This is a genomic window from Pseudomonas sp. CFBP13509, assembly GCF_005233485.1.
Classification (GTDB): domain Bacteria; phylum Pseudomonadota; class Gammaproteobacteria; order Pseudomonadales; family Pseudomonadaceae; genus Aquipseudomonas; species Aquipseudomonas marginalis.
Window position 1 is genome coordinate 620,931 of record NZ_QGAA01000001.1, and the last position, 20,272, is coordinate 641,202.

The following is a 20,272-nucleotide window of genomic DNA, read 5'->3' on the forward strand; positions in this document are numbered from 1 at the left end:
GAAGTTTATTTTTCAGGATGACGAATAGCACTAGCCGAGTGCCCCATGCACCGTTAAAGTCGGAAGTCCGCCTGCATCGAAATGTCGCACAAAATCAGCGTAAAAATGCCTCGCACCCAACAGGGCCGGGCACTTCATCCTTTTAACGAAACGCCTCCCGGCAGTCCTGCCAACCCAGCCCACTCTGCGCCGTTGCCTGCAGCAACATCGGCAGTGCTACCCGCGCCTTGTCCTGGGTGTCGTGAAACACAATCACGCCTTTGCGCCACAACAGCATCAACGTCAGCACCCGTTGCGCCGACTCATCGGCCTTGAGCTTGCCCGGCTCGTCCTGGGAATCGATGTCCCATAACGCCACCTGCAAGCCCTGGGACTGGAAGAACCCCTGGCTGTCCGCGCGCCGCTGCCCGTAAGGCGGGCGGAACAGCGGCACGTAGTTTTCCGGCATCAGGTTCTGCACCAACTGCGCGCTGCGGGTGATGGAACTCTGCCAGTCCACCCAATGGCTGTGGGAACGGTACTGCCAGCCCTGGGTGCCGACGCACTGGCCCTGGTACAACGCCTCCACCTCAGCGGCGGAACTGCGCTCCACACGGGTTTGCAGGCTGCTGCCGAGGACAAAGAAGGTGGCGTTCATCTTCTGCTTGCGCAGGTAGTCGGCGAGCCAGTCGGTATTGCCGCTGACCGGTGCCGGACCGCCGTCGAAGGTCAGCAGGAACAGGCGGTCGTTGAACTCGTCGCCGTTGCGTTCATGGTCGCCAAAGCGCGCGACTTCGCTGCTGATCTGCGGAAACAGCGCGGCCTTGCGCAGCAGTTCGTCCAGATAACGCTCATGGAAGGCATGGCTGGGTGCAGCCCAGCCTATATAGAAAGAGTCTTCGCTGATCGCCAGCTTGCCGGCCTGCTCCCGCAGGTCGTCCATGCTCTCCACCAGGTAGCAGAACGAGGCGTCGACTTCGCAGCTCTGCTGGGCGAACGTGTAGTTCTCCAGCAGGCGCTGCCACAGCTCGCGGCGCAGGTCGTCGATGGCCGCCAGGTTGATGATCTTCAAGCCCAGGCGCTGCTTGAGTGCGGTTTCATCCTGGGATTCACTGGCCAGCAGGCTGTGGGCGAACATCAGGATTTCCGCACGCGAGGCCACATCGAACAGCGCCGGGCTGCTGAGTTTTTCCGGCCAGGTGCCACGGTCCAGGCTGGCTACATCCACCGGCGCCGCCTGGGCATTCAGGCACAGCAGGCACGCCGACAACAAAAGCGCTATTCGCACACAGGGTCTCCCTCTCCAGAGTCACCGGCCATCATAGCGGATCGCGTCTATCGCCATCATAGGTGGAGTCAAATCGCCCCAGCCCCTAGAATCCCCGCACGATTTACAGGAGACGACTTCATGCTGATGGTGATTTCCCCCGCCAAGACCCTCGATTTCGAGACCCCAGCGGTGACCCAGCGCTTTACCCAGCCACAGTACCTGGACCATTCCCAGGCGCTGATCGAGCAACTGCGCGAACTGAGCCCGGCGCAGATCAGCGAATTGATGCACGTGTCCGACAAGATCGGTGGCCTCAATGCCGCCCGCTTCGGCAGCTGGAACCCGGCCTTCACCCCGGAGAATGCCAAGCAGGCCTTGCTGGCGTTCAAGGGCGACGTGTACACCGGCCTCAACGCCGAGACCTTCAGCGATGCCGACTTCAGCTACGCCCAGGACCACCTGCGCATGCTCTCGGGCCTGTACGGCCTGCTGCGCCCCCTGGACCTGATGATGCCGTATCGCCTGGAGATGGGTACCAAACTCGCCAACGCCCGTGGCAAGGACCTGTACGCCTTCTGGGGCACGCGCATCAGTGAGTGGCTGAACGAAGCCCTGGCCGAACAAGGCGACGACGTACTGCTCAACCTGGCCTCCAACGAGTACTTCTCGGCGGTCAAGCGCACAGCCCTGAACGCGCGGATCATCAACACCGAGTTCAAGGACCTGAAGAACGGCCAGTACAAGATCATCAGCTTTTACGCGAAAAAGGCCCGGGGCATGATGAGCCGCTTCGTGATCGAAGAGCGCATCAACGATCCGACCAGGCTCAAGCAGTTCGATGTGCAGGGTTACCGCTTCAATGCGGAGCAGTCCAAGCCGGACAATCTGGTGTTCCTGCGCGATCGTGCACCGGAATAAGGCCGTACCCGCCTCTTTCAGACAATGAAATCCAAATGTGAGAGGGGGCTTGCCCCCGATTGCGGTGGTTCAGTCACGAATCTATCGACTGATGCACTGCCATCGGGGCAAGCCCCCTCCCACATTTTTATCCGCGCTTCACGCCAAGAATCGTCATTTATTTGACGTCAAAAAATATCCCGACACATCCCTAACATTTCTTTCACTCGACATTTGCGATTTTTTTTCGTAGTGGCACCACTTTTTTAAAACACTAGTGGCACAAAACTATCCCTTCGCGCCAACTACCCGTAACTACTGGCCCAAATAGCAAGTGCTATCAATATAGTACCAGTGCCATCTTTACCTATATTTCAAGAAATTTCGGGAAACAGGATGAGCGGCCAGGAACTTCGTCCTGAAGCGCCGCTCATACCACCGGTAACGAAATTCTCTGTTTCTGTAGGAGATGACTTACAAGGCGGACCAACGGAAGTAGCGAAGTTGTCATATTCAACTTTGACTCAGTGGTCACATTACCAACCGATTAGTTGAGAGCGGCGATAAGGATCCATTGCCACGAACTATAAGGCCAAGGCTGTGCTTACCCTAATGGGTCAGTGAGACAACCCAAGGCATTGATATGTAAAGGCTTACAGCCTCTATCAAGGCCCTGCGGCACTGGCGTCAGGCCCTTCTCCCAGGAAGGCTGGCTGCATTTCAGGGCAGGCCCCAATAACAAGGCCAAGTTGCGCACAACTTGAGTGCAATAGTTAGTCACTCGTTATTCAACATGCCTGCACGCGGCAAGTCGGCGTCTATTCGCCCAACTTTCGCGGCATTTGTGACGTTTGCAAACATGAACTCCGGCCATCTAATGGCATGATTTAAATACAGAGGTAATTGCGATGCGCATCAGCATATTTGGTTTGGGTTACGTTGGCGCAGTGTGTGCCGGTTGCCTGTCTGCCCGTGGCCACGAAGTGGTCGGCGTAGACATCTCCAAGGAAAAGATCGACCTGATCAACGCCGGCAAATCGCCGATCGTCGAGCCGGGTCTGGGCGAACTGTTGAGCCAGGGCATCGCAAACGGTCGACTGCGCGGCACCACCAACTTCGCCGAAGCCATCCGTGATACTGACCTGTCGATGATTTGCGTCGGTACGCCGAGCAAGAAGAACGGCGACCTGGAACTCAACTACATCGAATCGGTATGCCGCGAGATCGGTTTTGTCCTGCGTGACAAGACCACCCGCCACACCATCGTGGTACGCAGCACCGTGTTGCCGGGCACCGTCGCCAACGTGGTGATCCCAATCCTCGAAGACTGCTCCGGCAAGAAAGCCGGCGTCGACTTCGGTGTTGCGGTCAACCCGGAATTCCTGCGCGAATCCACCGCCATCGCCGACTACGACCTGCCACCGATGACCGTCATCGGCGAATTCGACAAAGCCTCCGGCGATGTCCTGCAGTCACTGTACGAAGAACTCGACGCACCGATCATCCGCAAGGACATCGCCGTAGCCGAGATGATCAAGTACACCTGCAACGTGTGGCACGCCACCAAGGTCACCTTCGCCAACGAGATCGGCAACATCGCCAAGGCGGTCGGCGTCGACGGTCGCGAAGTGATGGAAGTGGTCTGCCAGGACAAGACCCTCAACCTGTCCCAGTACTACATGCGCCCAGGCTTCGCGTTCGGCGGCTCCTGCCTGCCTAAAGACGTGCGCGCCCTGACCTACCGCGCCGGCTCCCTGGACGTGGAAGCGCCGCTGCTCAACTCGCTGATGCGCAGCAACGAATCCCAGGTGCAGAACGCCTTCGACATCGTCGCCGGCCACGACAAACGCAAAGTCGCCCTGCTGGGCCTGAGCTTCAAGGCCGGTACCGACGACCTGCGCGAAAGCCCACTGGTCGAGCTGGCGGAAATGCTGATCGGCAAGGGTTACGACCTGAGCATCTACGACAGCAACGTCGAGTACGCCCGTGTCCACGGTGCGAACAAGGACTACATCGAAGGCAAGATCCCCCACGTGTCGTCACTGCTCAACTCGGACTTCGATGATGTGATCAACAACTCCGACGTGATCATCCTCGGCAACCGCGACGAGAAGTTCCGTGCCCTGGCGCAGAACGCACCGCACGGCAAGCAAGTGATCGACCTGGTGGGCTTCATGTCCAAGGCCACCAGTACGACAGGCCGTACCGAAGGCATTTGCTGGTAACAGCAACGGTAAGTTTCGAGCCGCAGGCGTACCAATCCCCAGCGCTTGCAGCTCGAAGCCTTCTTCACCTTCGGATGACGCTTATGTCCAAGTTAAAACACGTACTGCTCCAATCCGCCGGCTGGCTGTTCTTTCTGAGCCTGCTGATGGGTCTCGCCCTGCTGTTGCCGGCGAGTACGTTCGACTCCGAGTCGAAGAATTTTATTTTCCTGATTGGCGCCGTCGGTATCTGGCGCTACTCGATGGGTGCTACGCATTTCTTTCGCGGCATGCTGTTCCTGTATGTGGTCTACCCGCACCTGCGCCGTAAAGTGCGCAAGCTGGGCAAGGCTGCCGACCCGTCCCACGTGTTCCTGATGGTCACCAGCTTCCGTATCGATGCGCTGACCACCGCGCAGGTCTACAGCTCGGTGATTCGTGAGGCCATCGAATGCGGCTTCCCCACCACCGTGGTCTGTTCGCTGGTGGAAATGTCCGATGAGCTGCTGGTCAAGAGCCTCTGGGAACGCATGAACCCGCCGGATCACGTCAAGCTCGACTTCGTGCGGATCGCCGGTACCGGCAAGCGCGACGGCCTGGCCTTCGGTTTCCGCGCCATCTCCCGCCACCTGCCGGACGACCGCGCGGTGGTTGCCGTGATCGATGGCGACACCGTGCTCGCCGAAGGCGTGGTGCGCAAGACCGTGCCGTGGTTCCAGCTGTTCGGCAACGTCGGCGGCCTGACCACCAACGAATTCTGCGAAGTGCGCGGCGGCTACATCATGAGCGAGTGGCACAAACTGCGCTTCGCCCAGCGCCACATCAACATGTGCTCCATGGCCCTGTCCAAGCGCGTGCTGACCATGACCGGCCGCATGTCGGTGTTCCGCGCCAACGTCGTGACTGACCCGGGCTTTATCGCCGACGTGGAAAGCGACTCGCTGCAGCACTGGCGCCTGGGCCGCTTCAAGTTTCTCACCGGTGACGACAAGTCCAGCTGGTTCAGCCTGATGCGCCTGGGCTACGACACCTTCTACGTGCCGGACGCCGCGATCCACACCGTGGAACACCCGCCGGAAAAGAGCTTTATCAAAGCCAGCCGCAAGCTGATGTTCCGCTGGTACGGCAACAACCTGCGCCAGAACTCCCGCGCCCTGGGCCTGGGTGTACGCCGGCTGGGCCTGTTCACCAGCATCGTGTTGTTCGACCAGCGCGTGTCGATGTGGACCTCCCTGCTCGGCCTGACCGTGGCAATCATCGCCACCTTCAAGTACGGCGGCGCGTTCATCCTCGCGTACCTGCTGTGGATCGGCATCACCCGCCTGATCCTGACCCTGCTGCTGTCGTGCTCCGGCCACAAGATCGGCCCGGCTTACCCGGCGATTCTCTATTACAACCAGATCATGGGCGCGTTGGTGAAGATCTACGTGTTCTTCCGCCTTGATCAACAGTCCTGGACCCGCCAGGACACCAAACTGACCCGCGATTTGGCCAGCTTTCAACGTTGGTTCAACACCTGGTCGTCTCGGACCATGACCTTCTCCGCCGGCAGCATCTTCGTTGCCGTGTTGCTGATGATGGTCTGACCCTGCCAAGCCTGAATTAACCAAGGAATTACACCGTCATGAACAGCCAAGTAAACGCCAACGTTGTCCACGAATCCGAAGCACAGCGCCAACATGCCCGGGTCAAAATCCCGGCCAAGCTGCGCTTCTTCAACACCGACCGCACCCAGACCGAAGCACGGGTGATCGACCTCTCGGCCGGCGGCCTGGCGTTCACCGCCACCCAGCCGTTGACCGTGGGTGAAGTGCACAAGGGTCGCCTGCAATTCGTCATCGATAACCTCGGCCTGGCCATGGACGTAGAGCTGCAGATCCGCTCCTACGACCGCCAGACCGGCCGCACCGGTTGCCAGTTCCAGAACCTCGACGCCCAGGATATTTCCACCCTGCGCCACCTGATCACCTCGCACCTGTCGGGCGACATCGTGACCATGGGTGACGTGCTGGCAACCCTGCAACGCGACAACTTCACCAAGGCGCGCAAGGTCAAGGACAGCGGCAGCAACATGAGCGCCTTCGGTCGCCTGCGCGCCGTGACGTTCAGCCTGGCGATCTTCCTCGTCGGCCTGGCAGCCTTCGGCTTCGTGTTCAAATCGGTGTACGGCATGTACTTCGTCAGCCACGCCCAGGCGGGCCTGGTCAGCGTGCCCGGCATGAACGTGACCATGCCCCGCGACGGCACCGTGCAAAGCCTGCTCAAAGGTGACGCGGTGGCGGCCAAAGGTGCACCACTGGCGACCTTCAGCACCAGCATGCTGGATGTGCTCAAAGGCCACCTGGACGAAGACCAACTGCAACCGGCCAAGGTCGAAGAACTGTTCGGCAAGCAAATGACCGGCACGCTCACCTCCCCATGCGATTGCGTGGTGGCGCAGCAACTGGTCGCCGACGGCCAGTACGCCAGCAAAGGCGACGTGATCTTCCAACTGGTGCCACGCGGCAGCCAGGCTAACGTCGAAGCTCGCTTTACCTACCGCCAGTTCGGTGACGTGCGCCCAGGCACCCCGGTGAGCTTCCAGGTGGCCGACGAAGAACAGACCCGCACCGGCACCATCGTCAGCAGCACCAGCCTGAACAGCGCCGACCTGTCCTCCGACATCCGCGTCCAGATCAAGCCTGACGCCCCGCTGGACAGCGCCTACGCCGGCCGCCCGGTGGAAGTGACCAGCGACCGTGGCCCATCCCTGAACTGGCTGATCGATAAAGCCATGGCTGCGGGTCTTTAATCATGAGCGCCCTTCGAACCCTGCCGGTGCCCCTGGCGCTGGCCATCGCCCTCGCCGGTTGTGCCGGCCTGCCCGACCAACGCCTGGCCAATGAAGCGCTCAAGCGTGGCGACACCGTCACCGCGCAGCAGAATTACCAGCAACTGGCAGAACTGGGTTACAGCGAGGCCCAGGTGGGCCTGGCCGATATCCAGGTAGGCACCCGCGATCCGGCGCAAATCAAACAGGCCGAGGCCACTTACCGTGCCGCGGCGGATACCTCGCCGCGCGCCCAGGCCCGCCTCGGTCGCCTGCTGGTGGCCAAGCCGGGCTCCACCGAAGCCGAACATCATGAAGCCGAAGGCCTGTTGAAAAAAGCCTTTGCCAATGGCGAAGGCAACACCCTGATCCCGCTGGCGATGCTGTACCTGCAATACCCCCACAGCTTCCCCAACGTGAATGCCCAGCAGCAGATCAGCAAGTGGCAGGCCGCCGGTTACCCGGAAGCCGGCCTGGCCCAGGTCCTGCTGTATCGCACCCAGGACACCTACGACCAGCATCTGGATGATGTGGAGCGCATCTGCAAGGCCGCGCTGAACACCACCGATATCTGCTATGTCGAGCTGGCCACGGTCTACCAGAAAAAAGCCCAGCCGGAAAAACAGGCCGAACTGCTCAAGCAGATGGAAGCCGGCTACAGCCGCGGCACCGTCACCGCACAACGCGTCGACAGCGTCGCCCGCGTATTGGGCGACGCCACGCTGGGCAAGACCGACGAGAAAACCGCCCAGGCCCTGCTGGAAAAAATCGCCCCCGGCTACCCGGCTTCCTGGGTCAGCCTGGCGCAACTGCTCTACGACTTCCCCGAACTGGGCGACGTCGACCAGATGATGAAATACCTGGACAACGGCCGCGCCGCTGACCAGCCGCGCGCCGAGCTGTTGCTGGGCAAGCTCTACTACGAAGGCAAGTGGGTGCCGGCGGACGCCAAGGCGGCTGAAGCGCACTTCCAGAAAGCCGTGGGCCGCGAAGTAGCTGCCGACTACTACCTCGGTCAGATCTACCGCCGTGGTTACCTGGGCCAGGTCTATTCGCAAAAAGCCCTGGACCACCTGCTGACCGCTGCGCGCAACGGCCAGAACAGCGCCGACTTCGCCATCGCCCAATTGTTTTCCCAAGGCAAGGGCACCAAGCCCGACCCATTGAATGCCTATGTCTTCAGCCAATTGGCCAAAGCCCAGGGCACGCCAGAGGCCAATGACCTGGCCACGCAGCTCGAAGCCCCGCTCACACCGGAACAACGCGCCCAAGGCCAACGCCTGGTGCAACAGGAACTGGCCGCCCGCGGCACCCTGGCCCAGAGCACGCTGCAACTGCACGCCCTGGAAGAAGAAGACGGCGAGGAATCCCTATGAAGCTCAATCCATTCGTGCAGGCCGGCATCGGCCTGACCTTCGCCCTGCTGTGGTCGTGCCCGACCCTGGCCGCGCTGACCGAAGCCAAGAATTTCGGCCTGGAAGTCAAAGTCACCGGCCAGTCCGAAGATGACCGCGACCTCGGCACCCAGAAAGGCGGCGACGTCAACGGCATCGGCCTCGACCTGCGCCCGTGGATCTACGGCGAAAGCGGCAACTGGAGCGCCTACGCCATGGGCCAGGCGGTGGCTTCGAGCGACATCATCGAGACCGACACCCTGCAACAGTCGGCGGATGACGAAAACCAGCAAACCACCAACAACGACCGCAAGACCAAGAAAAACTACCTGGCCATGCGCGAGTTCTGGGTCGGCTACAGCGGCTTCACGCCCTACCCCGGCGAGATCCTCAAGCTCGGTCGCCAACGCCTGCGCAATGACGACGGCCAATGGCGCGACACCAACATCGAAGCGCTGAACTGGACCTTCGACACCACCCTGCTCAAGGCCAACGTCGGCGCCGCCGAACGTTTCAGCGAATACCGTACCGACCTCAAGGAACTGTCGCCCAAGGATAAGGACCGTCAGCACCTCTACGCCGACGCGTCCTACCAGTGGACGCCGGGCCAGTGGATCGGCCTGCGTGGCCACCACACCCATGACAACGGCAAGCTCGACTACCCGGAACCGGGCGTCGCCACCGACTCCCTGGACAAGCGCGAGAACGGCGACCTGACCTGGCTCGGCATCGAAGCCAACAGCGACGCCTACAACTGGCGCAACACCAACACCGTCAACTACTGGGCCAGCATCACCGGCATGAAAGGCGACCGCGACTCGGTCAATGCCTTGAACGCCGACGGCACCCGCCCGACAGAGGCCAAGCGCAGCGATGACGTGAGTGGCTGGGCGACCGACCTGGGTATCCGCCTGCGTCTGGACCCGCAATGGCAAGTGGGTGCGGCCTATGCCCGCGCCAGTGCCGAGTACGAGCAGAACGGCCTGCAAAGCAACCGTTCGAACTGGACCGGTACCCAGTCCCGCGTGCACCGTTTCGGCGAAGCGTTTCGTGGCGAGATGAACAACATGCAGTCCATGAGCCTGTTCGGTTCCTGGCAACTGCGTGAGGACTACGACGCCAGCCTGGTGTACCACAAGTTCTGGCGCGTCGACGGCAACAAGCCGGTGGGCAGCAATGGCATCGACGCCGTGCAGAACAACACCGATGACGTCACCGGCGCGATCCTGTCCAGCACTTCCCTGCCCCTTGAAGACGGCAAGAAAGACCTGGGCCAGGAGATGGACCTGGTCGTCACCAAGTACTTCAAGACCGGCCTGCTGCCAGCCGCACTCAGCCAGTCGATCGACGAGCCGTCGGCCCTGGTGCGTTTCCGTGCCGGTGTGTTCAAGCCAGGTGATGCCTACGGCAGCCAGGTCGACTCGTACATGCACCGCGCGTTTGTCGACGTGATCTGGAAATTCTGATGGGAGCCTGCGCAATGAATGCTCAAAGCCTACTCGTCGCGGCAATGCTGATGGCCAGTGCCACAGCGTTTGCCGATACGGCGGCCAAGGCGCCGACCATCGCCAAGGAACTGCAACAGGCCAAGACCTACACCATTTCCAGCCCGCCGACCGCGCCGCTGGAAATGGCCAAGCCAGCCCTGCCGGACCTGTCGGGCTACACCGCCGCAGCCATGGAAAAGAAGATCGTACGCACCAAGCCCGGCAAGATCAGCATCCGCCGCATGATGCAGGAAGACGCCCTGAAGGACTTTATCGGCGGCGACAACAAGATGGCCGAATGGGTGGTGCGTCAGCACGGTATTCCCCAGGCGATCTTTGTCGACGACGGTTACATGAACCTCAAGGACCTGCTCGGCAAAGTGCCCAAGCAGTACTTCAGCGAAACCTCGCCGGGCGTGTTCCTGGCCAAGTTGCCGATCGTGGTCGGCCGCAAGGGCATCCTGGACATCGATAAAAACACCCAGGAACTGCGCCTGTCCCAGCAAGCCGGTTCGTTCCTGATCAACGACGGCCAGCTGTTTGTGCGTGACACCAGGATCACCGGTTGGGACGAAAAAGCCAACGGCCCGGCGCTGTTCAAGTCGCCCAAGGAATTCCGCCCGTTCCTGCTGGCCTGGGGCGGCACCGAGACTTACGTCTCCAAGACCAAGATGGCCAGCTTCGGCTATGCCAACAGTAAGTCGTACGGGGTGAGTATTTCCCAGTACACGCCGAACATGGCCAAGGTGCTCAAGCGCCCTGAGCCGACCGGCTGGATCATCGATTCCGAGTTCTCGGACATGTGGTACGGCTTCTACTGCTACGAGACCACGGGCTTCGTGATCAAGGGCAATACCTACAAAGACAACATCGTCTACGGCATTGACCCCCATGACCGTTCCCACGGCCTGATCATCGCGGACAACACCGTCTACGGCACCAAGAAGAAGCACGGCATCATCATTTCCCGTGAGGTGAACGACAGCTTCATCTTCAACAACCGCAGCTACGACAACAAGCTTTCGGGCCTGGTGATCGACCGTAACAGCGTGAACAACCTGATCGCCGACAACGAGATCTACCGCAACCACACCGACGGCATCACCCTCTATGAGAGCGGCGACAACCTGCTGTGGGGCAACAAGGTGATCAGCAACCGTCGCCACGGCATCCGCGTGCGTAACAGCGTGAACATCAAGCTGTACGAAAACACCTCGATGGCCAACGGCCTGACCGGCGTGTACGGCCACATCAAGGATTTGACCGACACCGACCGCGACATCGCCCTCGACCCGTTCGACGCCAAGGTCTCGCTGATCGTGGTCGGCGGTGAACTGGCGGGTAACGGCAGCGGGCCGCTGTCCATCGACTCGCCACTGAGTATCGAGCTGTACCGCGTATCGATGCTGGCGCCGACCAAATCCAGCGGCATCAGTTTCTCCGGCGTGCTGGGCGATCGTCAGGAAGAAATTCTCGACCTGCTGGTGCGCCAGCAGAAAGCCGTGCTGATCGACCCTGTCGAACGCCAGACCGAAATGCAGGACTGAGGATGACCCTTATGCACCCACACATGATCAAACTGCTGAGCCTCTCGGGTCTGACCCTCGGCCTGCTTGCGGCCAGCCAGGGCGTGCGCGCCGACGAAATCAAGGCGCCGACCTTCACCGCCGAGCCCTGCTGCAGCCTGTGCCCGGCCGCCCACGACGCGAAGAACTACACCACGCGCTACCAGCAGAACTTCACCACCCTGGTGCAAGCCCAGGGCGACTGGCTGTTCCGTACCCAGGAAGACCTGCGCACCGAATTCGACACCAGCCCGGCCGGCTACAAGCGCATGCAACAACTGCACGACGCGTTCAAGGCCAAGGGCGTGGAACTGGTGGTGGTCTACCAGCCGACCCGTGGCCTGGTGAACCGCAACAAGCTCAACCCCGCGGAAAAAGCCTCGTTCGATTTCGACAAGGCCCTGGGCAACTACAAGACCATGCTCGGCCGTTTCGCCAAGATGGGCTACGTGGTGCCGGACCTGTCACCGTTGACCAATGAGCAACTGCCGGACGAACTGCCGGCCCACGACTTCTACTTCCGCGGTGACCAGCACTGGACCCCGTACGGCGCCCAGCGCACGGCGAAAATCGTCGGCGCCAAGGTGCGTGCAATGCCTGAGTTTGCCGATATTCCCAAGCGCGAATTCGAGACCAAACGCTCCGGGCGCATGGGCAAGACCGGCACCCTGCACAACATGGCCGGGCAATTGTGCGGCACCAGCTACGCGATCCAGTACATGGACCAGTTCACCACCGAGCCGAAAGGCGAAGCCGGTGACGGCGACCTGTTCGGCGATTCGGGCAACCCGCAGATCACCCTGGTGGGCACCAGCCACAGCGGCAAGAACTACAACTTCGCCGGCTTCCTGGAACAGGAAATCGGTGCTGACATCCTCAACGTCGCCTTCCCCGGCGGCGGCCTGGAAGGCTCGATGATCCAGTACCTGGGCAGCGACGAATTCCAGAAGAGCCCGCCGAAAATCCTTATCTGGGAATTCTCGCCGCTCTATCGCCTGGACCAGGAGACCATCTACCGCCAGATGATGGCGCTGCTCGACAACGGCTGCGAAGGCAAGACCGCGCAGATGAGTGCGAGCACAACATTGAAACCCGGCAAGAACGAATTGATGGTTAACAGTTCGAATAAAGACCTGCGCAACGCCAACCATCAGGTTGATATCCGCTTCGCCGACCCGTCGGTGAAAACCTTGCAAGCCACCCTCTGGTACATGAACGGGCGCCACGAGGACATCAAGATCGAGAAACCCGAAACATCCGATACAGATGGGCGTTTCGCCTTTGAACTGCGCACCGATGAAGACTGGGCCTCGCAGAACTTGCTGGCCGTGGAAGTGCAGGGCCCCGAAGCGGGCGCTGCCGCGCAGAAGGTCGAAGCGAAAATTTGCACACGCAACGTATTCCCAGCGGGCGGTCAACAGACCGCCTCGACGCCGTGAAATAAGCGTGCAATGAGGTTACTTATGCAGAAGTTATGGATTCCATCGTTGCTGGGCCTGGCGATCTTCGCCGGTGCAGCCAACGCCGCCGCCCCGCTGCGTCCGCCCCAGGGCTACTTCGCACCGATTGAAGCGTTCAAGACCGGCGACTTCAAGGAAAACTGCGACACCATGCCGACGCCCTACACCGGGCCTCTGCAATTTCGCAGCAAGTACGAAGGCTCCGACAAGGCCCGTTCCACGCTGAATGTTCAGTCGGAAAAAGCCTTTCGCGACAGCACCGCCGACATCACCAAGCTGGAAAAAGACACCAGCAAGCGCGTGATGCAATTCATGCGCGACGGTCGCCCGGAGCAGCTCGAATGCACCCTGAACTGGCTGGTGTCGTGGGCCAAGGCCGATGCGTTGATGTCCAAGGACTTCAACCACACCGGCAAGTCCATGCGCAAATGGGCCTTGGGCAGCATGGCGTCGGCCTATGTACGCCTGAAGTTCTCCGACTCGCACCCGTTGGCCAACCACCCGCAGGAATCACAACTGATCGAAGCCTGGTTCAACAAACTGGCCGATCAGGTGGTGAGCGACTGGGACAACCTGCCGCTGGAAAAAACCAACAACCACTCCTACTGGGCCGCCTGGTCGGTGATGGCAACCTCCATCGCCACCAACCGTCGCGACCTGTTTGACTGGGCCGTGAAGGAATACAAGGTCGGCGTGAACCAGGTCGACGACCAAGGCTTCTTGCCCAACGAATTGAAGCGTCAGCAACGCGCCTTGTCGTACCACAACTACGCCCTGCCGCCGCTGGCGATGATCGCCAGTTTTGCCCTGGTCAACGGTGTTGACCTGCGCCAGGAAAACAACAGCGCACTCAAGCGCCTGGGCGACAAAGTGCTGGCCGGGGTCAAGGACCCGGAGATCTTCGAACAGAAGAACGGCAAGGAGCAGGACATGAAGGACCTCAAGGAGGACATGAAGTATGCCTGGCTCGAACCGTTCTGCACCCTCTACACCTGCGCGCCGGATGTGATCGAGCGCAAGCACGGGATGCAACCGTTCAAGACCTTCCGCCTCGGGGGTGACCTGACCAAGGTCTACGACCCGACGCATGAAAAAGGCAACAAAGGTAGCTAAGGCTGAATGGATTACCTGTAGTGAGCGGGCTTGCCCCGCGCTGGGCTGCGAAGCAGTCCTAATCGATCCGCCGCCGTGTGCCAGGCATACCGCGGTGTAGGGTTTTGGGGCGGCTTCGCCACCCAGCGCGGGGCAAGCCCGCTCACTACAAAAGCTGCATCGCCGCCCATGAAGTTGTGGGGGGTTTGGGGGGGCTCTGGCCCTTGACTGTTGGTTAAACATGGAGAGATCGGGATGGTTTTCTCGTCCAATGTGTTCCTGTTTCTGTTCTTGCCGATCTTTCTCGGCTTGTACTACTTGAGCGGGCAACGCTATCGCAACCTGCTGCTGCTGTTGGCCAGCTACGTGTTCTACGCCTGGTGGCGAGTGGACTTCCTGGCGCTGTTCGCCGCCGTCACGCTGTGGAACTACTGGATCGGCCTCAAGGTCGGTGCCGCCGGCGTGCGCACCAAGCCGGCCCAACGCTGGCTGCTGCTGGGCGTGGCGGTCGACCTGTGCATCCTCGGCTACTTCAAGTACGCCAACTTCGGCGTCGACAGCATCAACGTCATGATGAAGTCGGCCGGCCTGGAGCCGTTCATCCTCACCCACGTGCTGCTGCCGATCGGGATCTCGTTCTACATCTTCGAGTCCATCAGCTACATCATCGACGTGTACCGTGGCGATACCCCGGCGACCCGCAATCTCATCGACTTCGCGGCGTTCGTGGCGATCTTCCCGCACCTGATCGCCGGCCCGGTGTTGCGTTTCCGCGACCTGGCCGACCAGTTCAATAACCGCACCCACACCCTCGACAAATTCTCCGAGGGCTGCACGCGGTTCATGCAGGGTTTCATCAAGAAGGTCTTCATCGCCGACACCCTGGCGGTGGTGGCCGACCATTGCTTCGCCCTGCAAAACCCCACCACCGGCGATGCCTGGCTCGGCGCGCTGGCCTATACCGCGCAGCTGTACTTCGACTTCTCGGGCTACAGCGACATGGCCATCGGCCTGGGCTTGATGATGGGTTTCCGCTTCATGGAAAACTTCAAGCAGCCGTACATCAGCCAGTCGATCACCGAGTTCTGGCGGCGCTGGCACATCAGCCTGTCCACCTGGCTGCGTGACTACCTGTACATCACCTTGGGCGGCAACCGTAAAGGCACGCTGACCACCTACCGCAACCTGTTCCTGACCATGCTGCTCGGTGGCCTGTGGCACGGTGCGAACATCACCTACATCGTGTGGGGTGCCTGGCACGGCATGTGGCTGGCGATTGAAAAAGCCATCGGCCTCAACACCGCACCGCGCAGTTTCAATGTCCTGCGCTGGGCCTTCACCTTCCTGCTGGTGGTGATGGGCTGGGTGATCTTCCGCGCCGAGAACCTCCACGTCGCCGGCCGTATGTACGGTGCGATGTTCAGCTTCGGCGAGTGGTCGCTGTCGGAACTCAACCGCGCCAACCTCACCGGCCTGCAAGTCGCGACCCTGGTGGTGGCGTACGCAACATTGGCGTTCTTCGGCCTGCGCGACTTCTACACCAACCGCCCTGCCGAGAAAACCAAGCCGGCCGACCCGAGCCTGATCAAGGCCGTGCCGGGCGACAACCCGGGCAGCATCCACGAGCCAGGTTTCACCGTTGGCCGTGACGCTGCCGTGCAACCGGCCTACTGGACTGCTGACTGGCCACGCTACGCCATGCGCGCTGCAGTGCTGCTGCTGTTCGTGGCGTCGATTCTCAAACTGTCGGCGCAGAGTTTCTCGCCGTTCCTTTACTTCCAATTCTGAGGGAGCCGACCATGACCCGTTCATTACGCGTCCTCTATATCGGCCTGTTCCTGGTGCTGCTGCTGGCCCTGGGCGCCTGGTCGCTGCGCAGCTTCCTGGACTTTCGCACCAACGCCGACGCGACCGTGCTCAACGGTCGCTGGACCAAGGCCGTCGAGACCCATTACGACGAGGAGTTCCCGATCAAGCGATTGGGCACCAACCTCTGGGCCGCGCTGGACTACAAGCTGTTCAATGAAGGCCGCCCTGGGGTGGTGCTGGGCCGCGATCACTGGTTGTACAGCGACGAGGAGTTCAACCCCGCCGTCAACGAAGACCAGAACCTTCAAGGCAACTACGCGCTGGTCGAAGGCGTGCGCCAGAAGCTCAAGGCCCAGGGCATCCAACTGGTGATGGCGATCGTGCCGGCCAAGGTGCGCCTGTACCCGGAACACCTGGGTGAAGTGAAACCGGCGAGCATCCACGCCAACCTGTACCAGGACTTCCACGCCCGTGTGGCCGCCGACAAGATCATCGCCCCGGACCTGCTCGGCCCGCTGCAACAGGCCAAGCTGGGCGGCAAGCAGGTGTTCCTGCGCACCGACACCCACTGGACCCCGGACGGCGCCGAAATCGCCGCCAAGCAGTTGGCTAAAACCATCGCCGACAAGACCCCGCTCCACGGCGAGCCGCAGCGTTTTGTCACCGAGGCCGAGAAGACCGAGCCGCATAAAGGCGACCTGCGTCTGTTCCTGCCCCTGGACCCGCTGTTCGAAAACCTGATGCCACCGAAAGAGCCGCTGGAAAAACGCGTCACGCACCTGGCCGAAACCAAAGGCGACGACGCGCTGTTCAGCGACAGCGAAACCCCGGTGGCGCTGGTGGGCACCAGCTACAGCGCCAACCCCAACTGGAACTTCGTCGGCGCCCTCAAGCAAGCCCTGGGCAGCGACGTGGTCAGCTACGCCGAAGACGGCCACGGCCCGATCCTGCCGATGCTCAGCTACCTGAAAAGTGACGACTTCAAGAACAGCCCGCCACAGGTGCTGATCTGGGAGTTTCCTGAACGTTATCTGCCCGTGAACAACGAAATCGGTGATGCCGACCCATCGTGGGTTGCGCAACTTAAACAAGCCGGTTCGCGCCAACAAAACATGGCACTGAACACCCCAGCTAAAAACCCAAAATCCGAGACGCCCGACCGGGCGCAAAACTGAAAGAGAGGTAACTCACATGACTTTCACTACTACTCCGCGTCGTCTCGCTAAGACTCTGGCCCTGGCTGCCGGTATGAGCTTGGTATCCCTGTCCGCCTTCGCCGGTGACGCTGCCTTGTACGGCCCAGTCGCACCGAAAGGCTCAAGCTTCGTGCGGATCTACAACGCCTCCAACCAGGAAGTCAGCGCCACTGTCGGCAGCACCAACCTCAGCGACGTGGCCCCGCTGGCCAGCAGCGACTTCAGCTTCATGCCCGGCGGCGACTACAGCGCCAAGGTCGGCAGCCAGACCGTGCCGGTCAAGCTCGCCCCGGACCACTACTACACCCTGGTCAACAACAACAGCGGCCAGCCACAGCTGATCGAAGAACCGCCGTTCAAGAACAAGCAGAAATCCCTGGTGCGCGTGCAGAACCTCAGCGACAAGGCCCTGACCCTGAAGACCGCCGACGGCAAGACCGACGTGGTCAAGTCGGTGGCTGCCAAAGGCCGTGGCGAACGTGAAATCAACCCGGTGAAGGTGAGCCTGGCGTTGTATGACGGCGACAAGAAAGTCGGCGACGTGAAGCCAGTGGCCCTGGAGCGTGGTGAGGCAGCGGTGCTGTACGTCACCGGTTCGGGTTCGAGCATTTCGCCAGTCTGGGTAAAACGCCCGGTGTCGACCCGCTGAATGAATTTTCCGGGTCGGCTTCGGCCGGCCCGGACACGAGACAAAAACAAGAGTGAAACGACAAACCTTCGTAGCTCTGACCCAAATTGATTCAAGGAGAAACACATGATCCCAGTAATCCTTTCCGGTGGTAGCGGCTCACGTCTTTGGCCGCTTTCCCGTAAACAGTTCCCAAAACAATTCCTGGCCCTGACCGGCGAGCACACGCTGTTCCAGCAAACCCTGGAACGCCTGGTGTTCGAAGGCATGGACGCCCCGATCGTGGTCTGCAACAAGGACCATCGCTTCATCGTCAACGAGCAACTGGCCAACCGTAAACTGGAGTGCCAACGCATCCTGATGGAACCCTTCGGCCGCAACACCGCGCCGGCCGTGGCCCTCACCGCGATGATGCTGGTCAACGAAGGCCGTGATGAACTGATGCTGGTCCTGCCGGCCGACCACGTGATCGACGACCAAAAAGCCCTGCAACGCGCCCTGGCCCTGGCCACCGTGGCCGCCGAGCGTGGCGAGATGGTGCTGTTCGGCGTGCCGGCGACCCGTCCGGAAACCGGCTACGGCTACATCAAGTCCACCAACGATTCGCTGCTGCCCGAAGGCGTGAGCCGCGTACAGCAATTCGTGGAAAAACCCGATGAAAAACGCGCCGTCGAGTTCGTCAAAAGCGGTGGTTACTTCTGGAACAGCGGCATGTTCCTGTTCCGCGCCAGCCGCTTCCTGGAAGAGCTGAAAAAGCACGATCCGGACATCTACGACACCTGCGTGCTGACCCTGGAACGCAGCCAGCAAGACGCCGACACCGTGACCTTCGACGAAGCCACCTTCGCCTGCTGCCCGGACAACTCCATCGACTACGCCGTGATGGAAAAAACCCAGCGCGCCTGCGTGGTGCCGTTGAGCGCCGGCTGGAGCGACGTGGGTTGCTGGGCTTCGCTGTGGGCGGTCAACGATAAAGACGCCAACGGCAACGTCACCAAGGGCGACGTGGTGATCCAGGACAGCAAGAACTGCATGATCCACGGCAACGGCAAGCTGGTATCGGTGATCGGCCTGGAAAACATCGTCGTGGTGGAAACCAAGGACGCGATGATGATTGCCCACAAGGACAAGGTCCAGGGTGTCAAGCAGATGGTCAACACCCTCAACGAACAGGGCCGCAGCGAAACCCAGAACCACTGCGAAGTCTATCGTCCGTGGGGCTCCTACGACTCGGTGGACATGGGCGGCCGCTTCCAGGTCAAGCACATCTCGGTCAAGCCGGGCGCGTGCCTGTCGCTGCAGATGCACCACCACCGCGCCGAACACTGGATCGTGGTCAGCGGCACCGCCGAAGTCACCTGTGACGAGAACGTGTTCCTGCTCTGCGAGAACCAGTCCACCTACATCCCGATCGCCTCGGTGCACCGCCTGCGCAACCCCGGCAAGATCCCGTTGGAGATCATCGAAGTGCAATCGGGCAGCTACCTGGGCGAAGACGATATCGAGCGGTTTGAAGATATCTACGGGCGCTCGACGCCGGTTGAACGCGGCGTTTCGGTGAAAACTATCGCGCAGTAAAACAGTCGTACAAGAAGCCCTCACCCAGCCCATTGCGTCCCCTATCCGCAGTGGGTTGGGTGGGGGCTTTTTGTTTGGGATTTGCGCTGGCGGTGAGGGCCTCATCGGGGCATGGGTATCTACACAACTTCCAGTGAATACGGAATCTATGGCAATCAGGCTTCTGTGGTGAGCGGGCTTGCCCCGCGCTGGGCTGCGAAGCGGCCCCTAAAACGTTCACCTCGACTGATTCTGGCACTCTGCGGTGACCTTATTGGGGCTGCTGCGCAGCCCAGCGCGGGGCAAGCCCGCTCACCACAGAGTTATGTGTCAGCCTTTAAGAGTTGTGTAGATACCTATGCTCATCGGGGGCAAGCCCACCACAGCACTCAAGCTACCCAATCCCACCTACGCTTAAGTTAGGATGCTCGTTCCCTACTCGAGGTGGTCTCCATGTTCTTCGGCGTTCTACTGATCATCACCTGGCTGATCCTCCTGCTGCGCTACCCGGCCAAGGCATTGCCGGTGTCGTTGGCCGCTGCCGTCGGCCTGGGTCTTGTCGCGGTGTGGGTGGTGTGGCTGGACAACCGCGAAGCCTCGCAACTGGCGCGCCTGGAACTGCGCATCACCTACGCCCCGCAGGAATGCCCGGCCGACCGACCACTCAAGCTGACCCTGAACAACGGCAACGACGTCCCCCTCACCGAACTGCGCTGGCGCGTCGCCGCCTATGCGCCGGGCGATACGGTCAACCTGGCCGACAACGTCTATGCTGCCCCGCGCTATCGCGGCCCCGGCGAGTTGCAGGCCGGCGCCACTTGGGACGACTGCCTGCCGACCCCGCCCCTGCGCCCCGGCTACCGCGCGCAAACCCTGGAATTTCGCGCCGAGCACCTGCAAGGCAGCTTCTCGGACTGACAAAGGA

At 61.0% G+C, this 20,272-nt stretch carries 15 protein-coding genes; 14 read left to right on the forward strand and 1 reads right to left on the reverse strand.

Annotated elements, in window-relative coordinates; translation table 11 throughout:
- Window positions 1-142: 142 nt before the first annotated feature.
- Complete coding sequence (locus PspCFBP13509_RS02980; RefSeq protein ID WP_137211538.1) at window positions 143-1,267, reverse strand: polysaccharide deacetylase family protein; 1,125 nt, start codon at window positions 1,265-1,267, stop codon at window positions 143-145.
- A gap of 120 nt (window positions 1,268-1,387) precedes the next feature.
- Between PspCFBP13509_RS02980 and yaaA the strand changes: the two genes are divergently transcribed.
- From yaaA to PspCFBP13509_RS03055, 14 genes are all read left to right on the forward strand, one after another.
- On the forward strand, window positions 1,388-2,167 hold the full coding sequence (gene yaaA / locus PspCFBP13509_RS02985; RefSeq protein WP_065924228.1) for a peroxide stress protein YaaA: 780 nt from the start codon (window positions 1,388-1,390) through the stop codon (window positions 2,165-2,167).
- A gap of 887 nt (window positions 2,168-3,054) precedes the next feature.
- Window positions 3,055-4,371, forward strand: a complete 1,317-nt coding sequence (locus PspCFBP13509_RS02990; RefSeq protein WP_065924229.1) for a nucleotide sugar dehydrogenase — start codon at window positions 3,055-3,057, stop codon at window positions 4,369-4,371.
- A gap of 83 nt (window positions 4,372-4,454) precedes the next feature.
- Complete coding sequence (gene alg8 / locus PspCFBP13509_RS02995; RefSeq protein ID WP_161985711.1) at window positions 4,455-5,936, forward strand: mannuronan synthase; 1,482 nt, start codon at window positions 4,455-4,457, stop codon at window positions 5,934-5,936.
- A 38-nt stretch (window positions 5,937-5,974) separates the two neighbouring features.
- Window positions 5,975-7,141: an alginate biosynthesis protein Alg44 gene (locus tag PspCFBP13509_RS03005; protein ID WP_027604726.1), complete on the forward strand. Its 1,167-nt coding sequence runs from the start codon at window positions 5,975-5,977 to the stop codon at window positions 7,139-7,141.
- Between the two features lie 2 nt (window positions 7,142-7,143).
- Window positions 7,144-8,535: an alginate biosynthesis TPR repeat lipoprotein AlgK gene (algK, locus tag PspCFBP13509_RS03010; protein WP_027604727.1), complete on the forward strand. Its 1,392-nt coding sequence runs from the start codon at window positions 7,144-7,146 to the stop codon at window positions 8,533-8,535.
- Window positions 8,532-10,019: an alginate export family protein gene (locus tag PspCFBP13509_RS03015; protein WP_137211539.1), complete on the forward strand. Its 1,488-nt coding sequence runs from the start codon at window positions 8,532-8,534 to the stop codon at window positions 10,017-10,019. Before algK ends, PspCFBP13509_RS03015 begins: the two co-directional genes overlap by 4 nt.
- On the forward strand, window positions 10,019-11,587 hold the full coding sequence (gene algG / locus PspCFBP13509_RS03020) for a mannuronan 5-epimerase AlgG (protein WP_065948986.1): 1,569 nt from the start codon (window positions 10,019-10,021) through the stop codon (window positions 11,585-11,587). Before PspCFBP13509_RS03015 ends, algG begins: the two co-directional genes overlap by 1 nt.
- A gap of 11 nt (window positions 11,588-11,598) precedes the next feature.
- Window positions 11,599-13,044, forward strand: coding sequence for an alginate O-acetyltransferase (locus PspCFBP13509_RS03025; RefSeq protein ID WP_137211565.1), 1,446 nt, complete (start codon window positions 11,599-11,601; stop codon window positions 13,042-13,044).
- A gap of 24 nt (window positions 13,045-13,068) precedes the next feature.
- Window positions 13,069-14,178 (forward strand): mannuronate-specific alginate lyase, encoded by a 1,110-nt coding sequence (locus tag PspCFBP13509_RS03030; RefSeq protein WP_137211540.1) that lies wholly within the window; start codon window positions 13,069-13,071, stop codon window positions 14,176-14,178.
- Between the two features lie 234 nt (window positions 14,179-14,412).
- Window positions 14,413-15,945, forward strand: coding sequence for an MBOAT family O-acyltransferase (locus tag PspCFBP13509_RS03035; protein WP_065924234.1), 1,533 nt, complete (start codon window positions 14,413-14,415; stop codon window positions 15,943-15,945).
- Window positions 15,946-15,956: 11 nt separating this feature from the next.
- Window positions 15,957-17,141: an alginate O-acetyltransferase gene (locus PspCFBP13509_RS03040; RefSeq protein WP_074843953.1), complete on the forward strand. Its 1,185-nt coding sequence runs from the start codon at window positions 15,957-15,959 to the stop codon at window positions 17,139-17,141.
- A 16-nt stretch (window positions 17,142-17,157) separates the two neighbouring features.
- Window positions 17,158-17,811: an alginate O-acetyltransferase AlgF gene (locus PspCFBP13509_RS03045; RefSeq protein WP_027604734.1), complete on the forward strand. Its 654-nt coding sequence runs from the start codon at window positions 17,158-17,160 to the stop codon at window positions 17,809-17,811.
- Window positions 17,812-17,916: 105 nt separating this feature from the next.
- Window positions 17,917-19,368, forward strand: a complete 1,452-nt coding sequence (locus PspCFBP13509_RS03050) for a mannose-1-phosphate guanylyltransferase/mannose-6-phosphate isomerase (protein WP_065924237.1) — start codon at window positions 17,917-17,919, stop codon at window positions 19,366-19,368.
- A 432-nt stretch (window positions 19,369-19,800) separates the two neighbouring features.
- Window positions 19,801-20,265, forward strand: a complete 465-nt coding sequence (locus PspCFBP13509_RS03055; protein ID WP_027604736.1) for a hypothetical protein — start codon at window positions 19,801-19,803, stop codon at window positions 20,263-20,265.
- Window positions 20,266-20,272: the final 7 nt, after the last annotated feature.

Excerpts from the sequence above, each read along its gene's own strand:
- yaaA (WP_065924228.1), top strand. The coding sequence starts at position 1,388 with ATGCTGATGGTGATTTCCCCCGCCAAGACCCTCGATTTCGAGACCCCA.
- PspCFBP13509_RS02990 (WP_065924229.1), top strand. The coding sequence starts at position 3,055 with ATGCGCATCAGCATATTTGGTTTGGGTTACGTTGGCGCAGTGTGTGCC.
- alg8 (WP_161985711.1), top strand. The coding sequence starts at position 4,455 with ATGTCCAAGTTAAAACACGTACTGCTCCAATCCGCCGGCTGGCTGTTC.
- PspCFBP13509_RS03005 (WP_027604726.1), top strand. The coding sequence starts at position 5,975 with ATGAACAGCCAAGTAAACGCCAACGTTGTCCACGAATCCGAAGCACAG.
- algK (WP_027604727.1), top strand. The coding sequence starts at position 7,144 with ATGAGCGCCCTTCGAACCCTGCCGGTGCCCCTGGCGCTGGCCATCGCC.
- PspCFBP13509_RS03015 (WP_137211539.1), top strand. The coding sequence starts at position 8,532 with ATGAAGCTCAATCCATTCGTGCAGGCCGGCATCGGCCTGACCTTCGCC.
- algG (WP_065948986.1), top strand. The coding sequence starts at position 10,019 with ATGGGAGCCTGCGCAATGAATGCTCAAAGCCTACTCGTCGCGGCAATG.
- PspCFBP13509_RS03025 (WP_137211565.1), top strand. The coding sequence starts at position 11,599 with ATGCACCCACACATGATCAAACTGCTGAGCCTCTCGGGTCTGACCCTC.
- PspCFBP13509_RS03030 (WP_137211540.1), top strand. The coding sequence starts at position 13,069 with ATGCAGAAGTTATGGATTCCATCGTTGCTGGGCCTGGCGATCTTCGCC.
- PspCFBP13509_RS03035 (WP_065924234.1), top strand. The coding sequence starts at position 14,413 with ATGGTTTTCTCGTCCAATGTGTTCCTGTTTCTGTTCTTGCCGATCTTT.
- PspCFBP13509_RS03040 (WP_074843953.1), top strand. The coding sequence starts at position 15,957 with ATGACCCGTTCATTACGCGTCCTCTATATCGGCCTGTTCCTGGTGCTG.
- PspCFBP13509_RS03045 (WP_027604734.1), top strand. The coding sequence starts at position 17,158 with ATGACTTTCACTACTACTCCGCGTCGTCTCGCTAAGACTCTGGCCCTG.
- PspCFBP13509_RS03050 (WP_065924237.1), top strand. The coding sequence starts at position 17,917 with ATGATCCCAGTAATCCTTTCCGGTGGTAGCGGCTCACGTCTTTGGCCG.
- PspCFBP13509_RS03055 (WP_027604736.1), top strand. The coding sequence starts at position 19,801 with ATGTTCTTCGGCGTTCTACTGATCATCACCTGGCTGATCCTCCTGCTG.